We start from the raw sequence: 13,054 nt of genomic DNA on the forward strand, positions 1-13,054 counted from the left end.
ATGACCGCCCGATACAGAGAGCTGGGGCCATGAATGCGCCACTGTTCCAAGTGTACATCACCGCCTTTCTGGTTGGTCTGTTGGGCGGCGTTCATTGTCTGACAATGTGCGGGGGTCTCGTCGGTTCGCTGACCCTGGGGCTCGATGCGCGCATTCGCGCGGAACCCTGGCGGATGCTGCCCTACCAGTTCGTTTATAACCTCGCCCGCATCGCCGGCTATGGCGTGGCCGGCGCGTTGTTCGGTGGCCTGGGCGCTCTGCTGCTGCAGCTCGATTCCTTCCAGGTCATGCAGCGAGGTCTTTATGCCTTCGCGGGCATCATGATGATTCTGTTGGGCCTGTATCTGGGCGGCTGGTGGAGGCTGCTGGCCGCGACCGAGCGTCTGGGGCTGATCCTGTGGCGCCGGCTGCAACCTCTCACGCGTCGTCTGCTTCCGGTGCGAACCTTGATCCAGGCCGCCGCGATCGGTTTTCTCTGGGCCTGGATTCCCTGCGGGCTGGTCTATAGCGTCCTGATCACGGCCACCGCCACCGGCAGTCCAGCGCATGGCGCTGGTATCATGCTGGCCTTCGGTCTGGGCACGCTGCCAAACCTGCTGGGCATCGGTCTGCTGGCTGGCGCCGCCGCGCGGATCGCCGAGCGGGCCTGGATTCGGCAGGTCGCCGGGCTCCTGGTGATCGGTTTCGGCTTGTACGCCCTCTGGCAGTTAGTCGGCTAGCCGTGTTGAGCGGTCGACGCCCCCGGAATTCTCGATTTTTCATTGCTATTTGACACTTCTCTTTTGACTGGGAAGTCAAAAGAGAACGTCAAGCCGCATCCACCGGGATTGGAAACAATCTTGGGCTCTCAATCCGCAGCCGCTTATAGCGAGCATGTTCCCCGCTGAGGATCGTCACCCGCGAGGGCGGCACGCCAAAGGAAGCGGCGATGAATCGCTTCAACGACTCCGTTCCCTTGCCATCGACCGGCGGCGACTGGATGCGGACCCGATAATAATCGCCGCCAGGATCGGGGCCGACAAAGCCATCCCGAGGCGCGCGTGGCTGCACGCGTAGCGACAGTTCCAGATCCTCTCCCTTCCAGCGATACCAGGACATCCCGTCTTTCCGTCAGAAGGGACTGACGACGATCCATTTGAGCGGCGGAATCAGCAGCATGTTGAGCAGGGTCAGACCGATAAGGACCAGCATGGGCGAGAGGTCGATCCCGCCGATGGGTTTGATCAACCGTTGCGCCGGGCGCATCACGGGATCGGTGAGTCGGTTCAGCAGCGCGACCGCCGGGTTGTAAGGATCGGGACTGACCCAGCTCAGGATGACCCGGATCAGGATCGCGAACAGAAAGAGATTGATGAAGAGTTCGACGACGCTTGGGATCGCCCAGCCGAAGGCCATCAAGGGCGAGCGATCGATGCCGAGCAGAAGCGCCAGAATCCCCAGCTCGACGCTCGCGAGCAGCCAGACGAGCACCAGCGCGGCCAGATCCATCCCGCCATAACCGGGGATGATCTGACGCAGCGGACGCAGCACGGGCGTGGTGACCTTGACCACGAACTGCGAGATGGGATTGTAGAAATCCGCCCGCGCCCATTGCAGCAGAAACCGGATCGCCACCACGGCGGTATAGAGCCCGAACAGGGTCTGGATCAGGAAGACAAGCGGGTCGAGCAGATAGGAACCGGTCATGGTTGCTCCGAGAGGGTCTGTGAGATGTCGGCGGCCCGATCGCGCGCGGCCCGGGCGGCACGCGCCACGAGCGCATGCAGATCCGCTTCCTGAAACACCGCGAGCGCGCGCTCGGTGGTGCCCCCCGGCGAGGTGACCTGTTCACGCAGGCGCGACGGCGGGGCGGCGCTTTCCATCGCCATCTTGGCCGCGCCCAGGGCGGTCTGGATGGTCAGCAGACGGGCGGTCTGCGGGTCGAGACCGAGTTCGATACCGGCCTCTTCCAGCGCCTCCATCAAGAGAAAGAAATAGGCTGGACCGCTGCCGGAAATGGCGGTCACCGCATCGATCCTGGCCTCGTCCTCGACCCAGCGGATAAGCCCGGCGGCGCGCAGGATGGTCTCGGCGCGATTGCGGCCCTCGGCGTCGACTTCCGGGCTGGCATGCAGTCCGATGGCGCCGGTCTGCACCATCGCCGGGGTATTCGGCATGGCGCGCACCACCGGCAGCGGGGCGCCGAACCAGCGCTGCATGGCCTGCTCGGGGACGCCGGCCATCACCGAGATGATCAGCGGTTGGATGGCAGCCACCGCGGCGGCGATATCGGTACAGACCGCAGCGGCCATCTGCGGCTTGACGCAGAGTACGAGTGTCTCAGCGTTGGCAATGGCCTCGGCGTTGTTGGCGAAGGCGCGCACACCGAAGCTGGCCTGAAGCGTCTCCCGACGCTCCTGACTCGGATCGGCGACCTGGATGGTGTCTGGCGCGTGGCCGTCGGCAATCAGGCCGGCGATCAGGCTGGTGGCCATGTTGCCGCCACCGATGAAGGCGATTCTGGCTGTTGTCATAGCAATCCCGGAATCAAAGTGTCAGTTGTCAGTTGTCAGTTGTCAGTTGTCAGTTGTCAGTTGTCAGTTGGCAGTTGGCAGTTGGCAGGAAATCGGTCGGCCATCGTGGGTGTCAGGCGTGACGTTCCACTGCGGACATGACAACTATCCCCTGACAACTGACCACTGACAACTGCCAACTAATGAGTTGGACGCGGCCCGAAGATCGCCGTGCCGATGCGAACGAAGGTCGCCCCTTCCAGAATCGCGGCCTCCAGATCGTCGGACATCCCCATGGACAGGTCGGAGAGCGGCCGCGCCGGCGTGGCGAGTCGGTCGCGCAGATGGCGCAGTGCCGCGAAGGGTTGACGCTGCACCGCTTCATCCTCGGTCGGGGCGGGCAGGGTCATGAGTCCGCGCACGCGCAGACCGGTCAAGGCATCGCAGACGGCGAGCAGATCGGCGACGTTCGCCGGATCGACACCTTCCTTGCTGGATTCGCCGCTCAGATTGACCTCAAGACAGACCTTCAGCGGCGGGGCATCGGCAGGGCGCTGCGCGTTCAGGCGACGCGCATGCGCGGGATCCGCCAGGCTGTGGACCCAGTCGAAATGGGTCGCGATCTGTCGCGTCTTGTTGGCCTGCACGCGGCCGATGAAGTGCCATTCGATGTCCAGGTCGGTCAGTTGGGCCATCTTGTCGAGCGCCTCCTGAACATAGCTTTCGCCGAAGGCACGCTGTCCTAACTGGTAAGCGGCGCGGATGGCGTCGGCGGGTTGCTTCTTGCTCACCGCGATCAGTTCGACTTGATCGGGAGGGCGACTCGCGCGCGCGCAGGCGGCCTGGATGCGCGAGCGCACCTGTTGCAGATGGGATTCAATGTTTGCAGCGATCATGAGGTTGGCGCAATTCCTTCATCCCAGACCAGATTGAGTAACGGGATTTCGTCTCGCCGCTGTCGCACCAGGCAATCCGGGCAGCCTTGCGTGCTTGGCGGACGCTGGCAGTCGCGGCAGGTCAGGATGATCTCGCGCGCCGACTGCATCTCTTGTTTGAGCGCCGCAAGCGCCTGGATTTGTCGTTCCAAACCAGCCAGGGTTTCGTCGAACAACCGGGATAGCCGACGGCTGCTTTCGCTGCCGGTCGCGCATTGCTCCCGGATGCTGGCGATGTTTCCGATGGTTTCAAGCGCAAAGCCGTTGCGTGTCAAGTGCAGGATCGCCTTGAGCCTTTGGAGATGGGATGCCGAGTAGAGGCGGGTGCCTTTTCCGGTGCGGATCGGGGAAATCAGCGATTCCTCTTCATAATAGCGGATCGTGCGGACGGAGGTGCCCAGCACACTGGCCACCTCCCCGATTTTGTAAAGCCCGTCGCTCATCGCGGCTTAGAGTCCAACCATCCGCCCCGTGTAACCTCTTGCCTTAACCGCATCGAGGAGTACGGCGGAACTGGTTCGATCCGGGTTGTAGGCAACTAGCAACAGGTGCGGTTTGTTGAAGCGTGGTGCAATGACGCCTTGCAATCCCCTGATCCGAGATTCCAATGCTTGTTGTTGCACGGTGTCTAAGGTCTCATCGATGTGGATCATGATGTCTGTCGTTTGCATGGATCGCCTCAATATCTTACGTTAACGGAAGAAAAATTATCTTCCGCGAACGTAAGATCGTCAAGGGCGGCTACCCGGAGTGCGCGTCCAGCAGATCGTGCAGTTGCCGCAGCGCCTGACCCCGGTGACTGAGCCGGTTCTTAGTCTCGGGGTCGAGTTCGGCGGAACTGCAACCGTGCGTCGGCACGAAAAAGATCGGATCGTAGCCGAAACCGTTTTCGCCGCGAACCTCGGTCAGAATCACGCCCTCCCAGGTGCCCTGACAGATGAGCGGCGTCGGGTCGAAGGCATGGCGCAGATAGACCAAGACGCACTGAAAACGGGCGGTCCGCGTGGTCTCGGGCAGGCCTTCAAGATCCTTTAGCAGCTTGACGAGATTGTCCTCGTCGGAGGCGCCGACGCCCGCGTAACGGGCCGAGTAGATGCCAGGCGCGCCCTGTAGCGCGTCGACCTCCAGTCCCGAGTCGTCGGCGATGGCCGCAAGCCCGCTGCATTGCGCCGCATGACGGGCCTTGAGAATCGCGTTTTCGACAAAGGTCAAGCCGGTTTCCGCGACCTCGGGAACGCCATATTCGCTCTGCGGCACGACCCGAATCCGCGCCCCGGCAAGCAGTTGGCCGATCTCCCGCACTTTTCCCGTGTTGTTGCTGGCTAGGACGATGGATTCTCCAGCATGCGATTGGCTCATCGAATTCTCCCAGGAAAATGTTTCATCCGACCAACGCCGCGCGCTGCGCGGTCTGAATCTGGCGGATCCCGGCCGCGCCCAGCGCCAGCAGGGCATCCAGTTCCTCGCGACTGAAGGGCACGCCCTCGGCGGTGCCCTGGACTTCGATAAAGCGGCCCTCGCCGTCCATGATCAGATTCATATCGGTCTCGGCGGCGCTGTCCTCGGCATAGTCCAGGTCGAGCACGGGGACGCCGTTGTAGATGCCGACCGAAACCGCCGCGACCTGCGAATGGATGGGACTGGACGCCAGTTCGCCGCGCGCGAGCAGCCCGTCGACGGCGTCGCGCAGCGCGACCCAGGCGCCGGTGATGGAGGCGGTGCGGGTGCCGCCGTCGGCTTGCAGCACGTCGCAATCCAGGGTGATCGAGCGTTCTCCGAGCGCCCGCAGATCGACGGCCGCGCGCAACGAGCGACCGATGAGACGCTGAATCTCCAGGGTGCGGCCACCCTGTTTGCCCTTGGTCGCCTCGCGCTGGGTCCGTTGATCGGTGGCGCGCGGCAGCATCCCGTATTCGGCCGTGATCCAGCCCTTGCCCTGTCCCTTGAGGAAGGGCGGTACGCGCGCCTCGACGCTGGCCGTGCAGAGCACGCGGGTGTCGCCGCATTCGACCAGCACCGAACCCTCGGCGTGGCGCGTGAAACCGCGAGTGAAGCGGAGCGGACGGAGTTCGTCGGGGCGTCGTTGCGATGGTCTCATGATGTCTCGGTGTTCAGTGATGTGGCTTTGGCGATTTCAGGAAATCACCTTGATGATCGATTCCGTGACTGGCGACCGAAGCCGCCGGGGCCGTTTCCGTGAGTCGGGCAAGCTGAGTCTCGTCGAGGTGCGAGGACAGCACGGTCAAGAGTTGCGCGGCATCCTGGGGACGCTCCGCGGGATCCATGCGGAGCGACCAGTCGACGGCCTCCAGCAGAAACGCCGGATAGCGGTCCTTGAGCGCAACGGCGGCGGGGACGAGTGTATCCTCCTTTTGACGCTCGGGCGCGGGCTGGGGCGTGCGGCCCTCCATGCAGGTGCGAAGACTGGCGCCGACCGCGTAGACATCGGTCCAGGGACCGACCTGGCCCGTCCGGAAATATTGCTCCACCGGAGAGTAACCGGCCGTAATCACCTGACCGCCGCGGGTCCGCCCTCGACTGAGCGGATGGACCGCGCCCAGATCGAGCAGCAGCGGCTGATTGCCATGACGTAGATGGATGTTGCCCGGTTTCACGTCCAGGTGCAGCATGGCGCTGCGATGCAGCAGCGCCAGCGCATCCAGAATCGGCACGAAGACCTCCAGCAGAAAGGTGGTACTGAGCCCGCCCTTGCGTTCGTGCAGATAGGCGCCAAGATTGCGGCCGCGCTCGTTCGGCATCACCAGATAGCCGGTGTCGTAGGCCAGAATAAAGGCCAAAACCCGCACGATGTTGGGATGCTTCAGCGCTGCCAGCGCCTTGACTTCCTGGAAAAATAACTTCTTACCGTGGTGGAGGTTTTCGGTATAGTCGGGATTGATCGGCACCACCCGCAGCGCGCTGTCGCGGCACGCGATCTTCTTGGGCATGTATTCCTTGATCACCACCTCCCCGCCGCTATCCTCATCCTTGGCCAGATAGATGAGGCTGAAACCGCCCTTGGCGATCGGCTTGACGATTCGATAACAGCCCACAAGGGTGCCAGGGGGAAGACTCTCGCGGGCGGCGGCCATGATTGCGGGTGCTGATTTCCGGGCAAACGTTGATTGGATTCAACCGGTATAATAGACCCATCGCGCGCGGATTTAGGCCGCCGTTGCGTTTTTTTGCGCCCTGACTGACCCGAGAGACACTCCTCATCATGATCAAAAGTATGACGGCCTTCGCCCGCGAATCACGCGGCGGAGACTTCGGCGAGCTGACCTGGGAAATTCGATCCGTCAACCATCGCTATCTGGAATCCTATCTTCGCCTGCCCGAGGAACTGCGCGCGCTCGATGTCACCGTGCGGGCACGTCTAGCGGCCCGTCTCCAGCGGGGCAAGGTCGATTGCGGACTGCGTTATGTCCCGGCGGTCGGCGCCGTGGGCCGTCTGCGGATCAACCGCGCGTTCGTCGAGCAACTGCTGGCGGCCGGGCAGGAAGTGGGACAACTGATCGGGCGCGGCGTCGAGCCGTCCCCGTTCGAACTCCTGCGCTGGCCGGGGGTCATTCAGGAACAGGAGCCGGATCTGGATCGGCTGACGACCGCGGCCCTGGAACTGCTGGAGGTGACGCTCGACACCCTGCTCGCGACCCGCGAGCGCGAGGGCGCGCGGTTGGAGGTTTTGCTGCGCGATCGCTGCGACCGTCTGCTGGAAAGCGTGACGAGGGTACGCGCGCGCATGCCGGAGGTGCTGGCAGGGGTGCGCGGGCGGCTCGCCGAGCGGCTCGCCGAGCTGCGGGCCGAGCTGGATCCCGCCCGCTTGGAACAGGAAATCTCGCTCCTGGCCGCGAAACTCGACGTGGACGAAGAGATGGACCGGCTGGAGGCCCACGCGGCCGAGGTTCGGGATGTCCTGACCCGCGACGAGCCAGTCGGCCGACGACTGGATTTCCTGATGCAGGAACTCAACCGCGAGGCCAATACCCTGGGTTCGAAATCCGCGGACGTAGCGGTGACGCGCGAGGCGGTGGAGATGAAGGTGCTGATCGAGCAGATGCGCGAACAGATCCAGAATCTGGAATAGACGCCGACAACCGCGCGCGGAGAGCAGCATGGACGAAGGAGTTCTTTTCATTGTCTCGGCCCCGTCGGGCGCCGGTAAAACCAGTCTGGTCAAGGCGCTGCTGACGCGCGACCCCGGTCTGTCGCTGTCCGTCTCCTGCACCACGCGGCCCGCGCGCGCGGGCGAGGAGGACGGGGTCCACTATCATTTTCTGGACCAGGATCGGTTTCGCCAAGCGCTTGCCGAGGGCGCCTTTCTGGAATCCGCGGAGGTGTTCGGCAACCTCTACGGCACGCGCGAGCGGGACGTGCGCGACTGTCTGGCCGAGGGTCGGGATCTGATCCTGGAGATCGACTGGCAGGGCGCGCGTCAGGTGCGGGAACGCTTTCCGACGGCAGTGGGGATTTTCGTGCTGCCGCCGACGATCGCGGAACTGGAACGCCGGCTGCGGGGTCGGGGCACGGACAGCGACGCGGTTATCGCGCGCCGCATGACCCAGGCGCGCGATGAGATGGCACATTATGCCGAATACGATTATCTGGTGGTCAACGATCGTTTCGAGACCGCGCTCGACGCGCTCGCGGCGATCGCCACCGCCGAGCGGCATCGTCTGGTCCGCCAGCGGCCGCTTTTGAGCGATCTGCTCGATTGCCTGGACTGAATTCATAGGAGAAAAACATGGCAAGAATTACCGTCGAGGATTGTCTCGACCATGTCGATAACCGCTTCGATCTCGTCCTGCTCGCCACCAAGCGCGCGCGGCAACTGGCCAATGGCGTCGAACCCATTCTGCCCTGGGCCAATGACAAACCGACCGTGATGGCGCTGCGCGAGATTGCCGCCGGGCATATCTCCAATGCGATGGTTCAAGCGGCTCAGCGGGAGATGGACGAGACGGCGGCGGCCCTGGAGCAGGCCATCGCGGAAGGCTTTCGCGTCGATCCCTCGGAACCGGAGCCACCGGGGAATGCCCTCGACTGAGTGAATGACGTGCCCGCCACGCTGGGACAACTCGATGCACCGGGCGTCTGCCCCGCTTCCGCCGCGCCGCTGCCGCACAGTGTGAGCGGCCCGAGCACCGCTGGTTCGCGACCGCTGCAGACGGTCGCGGCATCGGAGGCAGGGGCCGGCTTGAGGTCTGGCGAGCGGGCTGACAGCGAAGTCCCGGCGCCAACCGAGCAGCGCTATCTGATCAGCGACCTGTGCGCCTATCTCGACGCTTACCTGCCGCCCGAGCAGGTGAGGGAGTGTTATCGCGCCTATATGTTCGGAGCCGAGGCGCATTCCGGACAGACGCGCAAATCCGGCGAGCCCTACATCTATCACCCGCTGGCGGTGGCACGCATCCTCGCCGAGATGCGGATGGACTATAAGTGTCTGATCGCGGCCTTTCTGCACGATGTCATCGAGGACACCGAGATCGCCAAGGAGCGGGTGGCCGAACTCTTCGGCGAGGATGTCGCCGAGCTGGTCGATGGCGTCAGTAAACTGACTCAGATCGACTTCAAATCGCGGGCCGAGGCCCAGGCGGCCAGCCTGCAGAAAATGCTGCTGGCGATGACGCGGGATATCCGCGTGATCCTGATCAAGCTCGCCGATCGTCTGCACAATATGCGCACGCTTGACTCCATGAGTCCGGAGGCCTGTCGGCGCATCTCCCGCGAGACCCTCGACATCTTTGCCCCGATCGCCAACCGGCTCGGGATCAATCGGGTGCGGGTGGAGCTGGAGGAACTGGGCTTCGCGCATTACTGGCCCTGGCGGCGCCGGGTCATCCAGCGCGCCTTGATCAAGACCAGCGGCGCGCGCATCGAGATGGTCTCCACCGTGGAGACCGCGCTGAAACGCGCCTTGCAACAGGAGGACATTCAGGGCGCGGTCGAGGGGAGGCGCAAGCATCTCTATGGCATCTATCGCAAAATGCGCGACAAGTCGCGCGATTTCTCCCAAGTGGTCGATGTATTCGCCTTCCGGGTCACCGTGGACCGGGTGGATACCTGCTACCGGGTGCTCGGTCTTGTGCACAACATGTACAAGCCGGTACCGGGGCGTTTCAAGGACTATATCGCGATCCCCAAGGCCAACGGCTATCAATCCCTGCACACCGCGCTGGTCGGTCCGCAGGGCATCCAGATCGAGATTCAGATTCGCACCGAGGACATGCAGCGGGTCGCGGAGTCGGGCATCGCCGCGCACTGGATGTATAAGTCCGGTGGCCAGGCGGCCGCCAACCCCGCCACGCTGGCCGCCGACTGGTTGCAGAACCTGCTGGAGATGCAGCGCGAGGCGGGCAATTCGGTGGAGTTCCTGGAGCATGTCAAGGTCGACCTCTTTCCGGGCGAGGTCTATATTTTTACCCCCAAGGGCCACATCCTGAGCCTCAAGCGCGGCGCCACCGTGGTCGATTTCGCCTACGCGATCCACTCCGACGTGGGCAATAGCTGCGTGGCCGCGCGGATCGACCGGCGGATGGCGCACCTGAACACGATCCTGCGCAATGGTCAGACCGTGGAAATCATCACCGCGCCTGGCGCACGGCCGAATCCCGGCTGGCTCAATTTCGTGGTGACGGCCAAGGCGCGGGTCAATATCCGCGGCTATCTCAAAAATATCCGCCATCTCGAAGCGCAGAACTTTGGGCGACGACTCCTGAGCGTCGAACTCGCCGCCTTCAATACCGACATCGATCGGGTCGATCCGCTGCGCCTTGCGGCCTATCTGGAGGACGGCCATCTGCGCGGTATCGAGGATCTGTTCGGTGAGATCGGTCTCGGCAATCGTCTGGCCACCCTGGTCGCCCGACGCTTGGTCGGGGTCGAGGGCGACGAAACCGCTGGCGAGGCTCGCCAGGATCGGGATCTCCACCCCCACCGGCTTGCCATCCGTGGAACCGAAGGCATGGTGGTCAGCTTCGCCCGCTGCTGTCGCCCCATTCCCGGCGATGACATCACCGCAATCTTCAGTCCGGGTCGCGGCATCGTGGTCCACCGCGCCGAGTGCCGCAACCTGGGGAGTCTGGACGGCAAGCGCGACAAGCGTCTCGACGTGCAATGGTCGGACCAGCCCGAGGGCGAATATCCCACCGAGATTCGGGTCGAGATCGGCAATCGCCGCGGCGCCCTGGCCGTGGTCGCCGGGGCGATCGCCGAGCAGGGCTCGAATATCGAAAACGTTCTCTCAAAAGAAAAGGACGGCATGACGACCGATCTGGAGTTCCTGATTCTGGTCCACAGCCGCGCCCACCTTGCCCGCATCATGCGCCGCCTGCGGCAGATCCCGCTGATTACCCGGATTGTGCGCGTGGCGCGTTCGTAAGCCGCATCCTCGGTTGTAACCCTGGTTGCACGACGCCAACTAACGCCTGAAGCAGCCACAAGCGCATCCCGCGCGGGCGTTGTGTAAGGGTGATCCCCAATGAATGAAATCTCACGCGACGAGCGTCTGTCCGCGACCCGGCGCACCATGGACCTCCTGCAGGGCTGGGGGCTGGGCACCCGCGAGATTGCCGTGATCCTGCAACTCCCGGAGACCGTCAAGTCCCGTCATATTGGCCGCTTTTGCGATAGCGAGCCATTCCCCGACGATCCTCGGGTAAACCGCCGGGTCGACTATCTCTCCCGGATCGAGGAGGCATTGCAGACCTTTTTTCCCCGCAATCCGGAGATGCGTCATCTGTGGGTCAAGCGGGCGAACAAGCGCTTCGGGCAGCGCGCGCCGGTGTCGGTGATGGTGGAGGACGGCGAGAGCGGCATGATCTCGGTGCTGTCCCATCTGGATTGCACCTTTGCCTGGGATCTGACCGGCTCGAAGACGGACTACGGCAAGACCTGACGCATCCGCGCGCCAAGGGCTTTCCATTTTTGCCGAGAAGGCAGAAGATTGCGTCATGGACGCATTCCCACTCCCCCTTGCCCGTATCGGCATCATTGGCGGCGGTCAACTTGGCCGTATGATGGCCAAGGCCGCGAAACGACTCGGCTGTACCTGCGTGGTGCTCGATCCGACTCCCGGCTCGCCCGCCGGACAGGTCGCCGGGCATCAGATCGTCGGTCATTATCATGACCCGGCGAAACTGCGCGAACTGGCCGAATCCTGCGATGTCACCACCTTCGATATCGAGGATATCGACACCGACACCCTGATCCAGCTCGTCCGCGAAGGTCACAACGTCCATCCCTCGCCCAAGGTACTGGCGCTGATCCAGGACAAGCTGACTCAAAAACAGGCGCTGGCGGAGGCTGGAATCCCCACCGCGCCCTTCATCCCGATGGCGGATCCCTGTCCGGCGGCCTTCGCCGACTTCGGCTATCCGCTGGTACAGAAGGCCCGTCGCGGCGGTTATGACGGACGCGGGGTGGCGATCATGCGGAGTCCCGAGGACTATCCGCAGCACCTGCCGGTTCCCTCGCTGGTCGAGCGCTTCGTCCCGGCCACGAAAGAACTGGCCGTGCTGGTGGCGCGCGGACTGGATGGCGACTGCCGCAGTTACCCCGTGGTGGAGATGTGTTTTCGCCCCGGCGAGAATGTGCTCGACATGCTACTGGCCCCGGCGAACCTTCCCGCCGAGACGGCCGCCGCCGCTGAGAATCTGGCCGTGCGGACGCTGGAGGTGCTGGGCGGTGTCGGGATCTTTGGCGTGGAGATGTTCCTGACCGGGGACGGCTCGCTCCTGGTCAACGAAGTGGCCCCACGCACCCATAATTCCGGCCACCACACCATCGAAGCCAATGTCACCGATCAGTTCGAGCAGCATCTGCGGGCCATCGTCGGTCTTCCGCTGGGATCGACGGCGCAATTGTCGCCGGCGGCCATGATCAATCTGCTTGGCGCGCCCGGACATCGGGGCCGTCCCGTGATCAAGGGCATGGCGGAGGCGCTGGCGATTCCCGGCGTCTGTCTGCATCTGTACGGCAAGGCCGCGACCTCGCCCTTCCGCAAGATGGGCCATGTCACGGTGCTCGATCCGGACATCGAGACCGCCCGCCGCAAGGCCGAGCGTGTCCGCGATCTCATTGAAATTTCCGGAGAGGATCATCCATGAGCCAGTCCGCAAACCATGGCCTGCCGCTGGTCGGGATCATCATGGGCAGCGATTCGGATCTGCCGGTGATGCGCGAGGCCGCCGAGATCCTGACCGAATTCGGCGTGCCGTATGAGATGACCATCGTCTCCGCGCATCGCACGCCCCGCCGACTCTTCGAGTATGCCGAGTCGGCCGTGGACCGCGGGCTGCGGGTGATCGTCGCCGGCGCGGGTGGCGCGGCGCATCTGCCGGGCATGGCCGCGGCCATCACCCCGCTGCCGGTGATCGGCGTGCCAGTCAAGAGCGCCTGCCTGTCCGGGGAGGACTCGCTGCTCTCCATCGTCCAGATGCCGCCCGGCGTGCCGGTAGCGACGGTGGCGATCAATGGCGCGAAAAACGCCGGCATCCTCGCCGTCCAGATCCTCGGGGCCTCGGATCCGGCGATGCGCGAACGGATCGTCCGCTATAAGCGCGATCTGGAGGCGTTGGTGATGGAAAAAGTGGCTAAGCTGGAGCAAACCGCGCGGGAGTCATGACC

17 protein-coding genes are annotated in these 13,054 nt (G+C 63.8%); 8 read left to right on the top strand and 9 right to left on the bottom strand.

Annotated elements, in window-relative coordinates; genetic code table 11:
- The first annotated feature begins 29 nt into the window (after positions 1 to 29).
- A complete protein-coding gene (locus CCR95_RS07710) occupies positions 30 to 719 on the top strand; it encodes a sulfite exporter TauE/SafE family protein (RefSeq protein ID WP_201093289.1) in 690 nt (229 codons plus the stop codon).
- Between the two features lie 88 nt (positions 720 to 807).
- On the opposite strand, the gene CCR95_RS07715 is transcribed toward CCR95_RS07710, so the two are convergent.
- The 9 genes from CCR95_RS07715 to CCR95_RS07755 all read right to left on the bottom strand — a co-directional run bounded on the left by CCR95_RS07715 (position 808) and on the right by CCR95_RS07755 (position 6,519).
- Positions 808 to 1,098 (bottom strand): DUF167 domain-containing protein, encoded by a 291-nt coding sequence (locus tag CCR95_RS07715; RefSeq protein ID WP_201093291.1) that lies wholly within the window; start codon positions 1,096 to 1,098, stop codon positions 808 to 810.
- A gap of 12 nt (positions 1,099 to 1,110) precedes the next feature.
- The gene (locus CCR95_RS07720; protein WP_201093293.1) at positions 1,111 to 1,686 is read right to left on the bottom strand and encodes a YggT family protein; all 576 of its coding nucleotides are present in this window, start codon (positions 1,684 to 1,686) and stop codon (positions 1,111 to 1,113) included.
- Complete coding sequence (gene proC, locus CCR95_RS07725; protein WP_201093295.1) at positions 1,683 to 2,513, bottom strand: pyrroline-5-carboxylate reductase; 831 nt, start codon at positions 2,511 to 2,513, stop codon at positions 1,683 to 1,685. Before proC ends, CCR95_RS07720 begins: the two co-directional genes overlap by 4 nt.
- Positions 2,514 to 2,692: 179 nt before the next feature.
- Positions 2,693 to 3,388 carry a YggS family pyridoxal phosphate-dependent enzyme gene (locus CCR95_RS07730; protein WP_201093297.1) on the bottom strand — a complete coding sequence of 232 codons (696 nt, stop codon included), beginning with the start codon at positions 3,386 to 3,388 and terminating at the stop codon, positions 2,693 to 2,695.
- Complete coding sequence (locus tag CCR95_RS07735) at positions 3,385 to 3,870, bottom strand: MerR family transcriptional regulator (protein WP_201093298.1); 486 nt, start codon at positions 3,868 to 3,870, stop codon at positions 3,385 to 3,387. The genes CCR95_RS07730 and CCR95_RS07735 overlap by 4 nt, the downstream gene beginning before the upstream one ends.
- 6 nt (positions 3,871 to 3,876) lie before the next feature.
- A complete protein-coding gene (locus CCR95_RS07740; protein WP_201093299.1) occupies positions 3,877 to 4,098 on the bottom strand; it encodes an ATP-binding protein in 222 nt (73 codons plus the stop codon).
- 70 nt (positions 4,099 to 4,168) lie between these two features.
- Positions 4,169 to 4,786, bottom strand: coding sequence for an RdgB/HAM1 family non-canonical purine NTP pyrophosphatase (rdgB, locus tag CCR95_RS07745; protein ID WP_201093300.1), 618 nt, complete (start codon positions 4,784 to 4,786; stop codon positions 4,169 to 4,171).
- Positions 4,787 to 4,808: 22 nt separating this feature from the next.
- On the bottom strand, positions 4,809 to 5,525 hold the full coding sequence (gene rph, locus CCR95_RS07750; protein ID WP_201093301.1) for a ribonuclease PH: 717 nt from the start codon (positions 5,523 to 5,525) through the stop codon (positions 4,809 to 4,811).
- Positions 5,526 to 5,538: 13 nt separating this feature from the next.
- On the bottom strand, positions 5,539 to 6,519 hold the full coding sequence (locus CCR95_RS07755) for a serine/threonine-protein kinase (RefSeq protein ID WP_201093302.1): 981 nt from the start codon (positions 6,517 to 6,519) through the stop codon (positions 5,539 to 5,541).
- A 128-nt stretch (positions 6,520 to 6,647) separates the two neighbouring features.
- On the opposite strand from CCR95_RS07755, the gene CCR95_RS07760 reads away from it, so the two are divergent.
- From CCR95_RS07760 to purE, 7 genes are all read left to right on the top strand, one after another.
- Positions 6,648 to 7,514, top strand: a complete 867-nt coding sequence (locus tag CCR95_RS07760; protein WP_201093304.1) for a YicC/YloC family endoribonuclease — start codon at positions 6,648 to 6,650, stop codon at positions 7,512 to 7,514.
- A 28-nt stretch (positions 7,515 to 7,542) separates the two neighbouring features.
- Positions 7,543 to 8,154 (top strand): guanylate kinase, encoded by a 612-nt coding sequence (gene gmk, locus CCR95_RS07765; RefSeq protein WP_201093306.1) that lies wholly within the window; start codon positions 7,543 to 7,545, stop codon positions 8,152 to 8,154.
- A gap of 17 nt (positions 8,155 to 8,171) precedes the next feature.
- Positions 8,172 to 8,474, top strand: coding sequence for a DNA-directed RNA polymerase subunit omega (gene rpoZ, locus CCR95_RS07770; protein WP_201093308.1), 303 nt, complete (start codon positions 8,172 to 8,174; stop codon positions 8,472 to 8,474).
- Between the two features lie 150 nt (positions 8,475 to 8,624).
- Entirely contained in the window at positions 8,625 to 10,808 is a 2,184-nt protein-coding gene (locus CCR95_RS07775; RefSeq protein ID WP_201093379.1) for a RelA/SpoT family protein, read from the top strand.
- Between the two features lie 99 nt (positions 10,809 to 10,907).
- Complete coding sequence (locus tag CCR95_RS07780; RefSeq protein WP_201093310.1) at positions 10,908 to 11,324, top strand: DUF2384 domain-containing protein; 417 nt, start codon at positions 10,908 to 10,910, stop codon at positions 11,322 to 11,324.
- 55 nt (positions 11,325 to 11,379) lie between these two features.
- Entirely contained in the window at positions 11,380 to 12,534 is a 1,155-nt protein-coding gene (gene purK / locus CCR95_RS07785; protein ID WP_201093312.1) for a 5-(carboxyamino)imidazole ribonucleotide synthase, read from the top strand.
- Complete coding sequence (gene purE / locus CCR95_RS07790; RefSeq protein WP_201093314.1) at positions 12,531 to 13,052, top strand: 5-(carboxyamino)imidazole ribonucleotide mutase; 522 nt, start codon at positions 12,531 to 12,533, stop codon at positions 13,050 to 13,052. The genes purK and purE overlap by 4 nt, the downstream gene beginning before the upstream one ends.
- Positions 13,053 to 13,054 lie beyond the last annotated feature (2 nt).

The sequence above is a fragment of the Thiocystis minor genome (assembly GCF_016653465.1).
Lineage (GTDB): Bacteria > Pseudomonadota > Gammaproteobacteria > Chromatiales > Chromatiaceae > Chromatium > Chromatium minus.

Excerpts from the sequence above, each read along its gene's own strand:
- CCR95_RS07710 (WP_201093289.1), top strand. The coding sequence starts at position 30 with ATGAATGCGCCACTGTTCCAAGTGTACATCACCGCCTTTCTGGTTGGT.
- CCR95_RS07715 (WP_201093291.1), bottom strand. The coding sequence starts at position 1,098 with ATGTCCTGGTATCGCTGGAAGGGAGAGGATCTGGAACTGTCGCTACGC.
- CCR95_RS07720 (WP_201093293.1), bottom strand. The coding sequence starts at position 1,686 with ATGACCGGTTCCTATCTGCTCGACCCGCTTGTCTTCCTGATCCAGACC.
- proC (WP_201093295.1), bottom strand. The coding sequence starts at position 2,513 with ATGACAACAGCCAGAATCGCCTTCATCGGTGGCGGCAACATGGCCACC.
- CCR95_RS07730 (WP_201093297.1), bottom strand. The coding sequence starts at position 3,388 with ATGATCGCTGCAAACATTGAATCCCATCTGCAACAGGTGCGCTCGCGC.
- CCR95_RS07735 (WP_201093298.1), bottom strand. The coding sequence starts at position 3,870 with ATGAGCGACGGGCTTTACAAAATCGGGGAGGTGGCCAGTGTGCTGGGC.
- CCR95_RS07740 (WP_201093299.1), bottom strand. The coding sequence starts at position 4,098 with ATGCAAACGACAGACATCATGATCCACATCGATGAGACCTTAGACACC.
- rdgB (WP_201093300.1), bottom strand. The coding sequence starts at position 4,786 with ATGAGCCAATCGCATGCTGGAGAATCCATCGTCCTAGCCAGCAACAAC.
- rph (WP_201093301.1), bottom strand. The coding sequence starts at position 5,525 with ATGAGACCATCGCAACGACGCCCCGACGAACTCCGTCCGCTCCGCTTC.
- CCR95_RS07755 (WP_201093302.1), bottom strand. The coding sequence starts at position 6,519 with ATGGCCGCCGCCCGCGAGAGTCTTCCCCCTGGCACCCTTGTGGGCTGT.
- CCR95_RS07760 (WP_201093304.1), top strand. The coding sequence starts at position 6,648 with ATGATCAAAAGTATGACGGCCTTCGCCCGCGAATCACGCGGCGGAGAC.
- gmk (WP_201093306.1), top strand. The coding sequence starts at position 7,543 with ATGGACGAAGGAGTTCTTTTCATTGTCTCGGCCCCGTCGGGCGCCGGT.
- rpoZ (WP_201093308.1), top strand. The coding sequence starts at position 8,172 with ATGGCAAGAATTACCGTCGAGGATTGTCTCGACCATGTCGATAACCGC.
- CCR95_RS07780 (WP_201093310.1), top strand. The coding sequence starts at position 10,908 with ATGAATGAAATCTCACGCGACGAGCGTCTGTCCGCGACCCGGCGCACC.
- purK (WP_201093312.1), top strand. The coding sequence starts at position 11,380 with ATGGACGCATTCCCACTCCCCCTTGCCCGTATCGGCATCATTGGCGGC.
- purE (WP_201093314.1), top strand. The coding sequence starts at position 12,531 with ATGAGCCAGTCCGCAAACCATGGCCTGCCGCTGGTCGGGATCATCATG.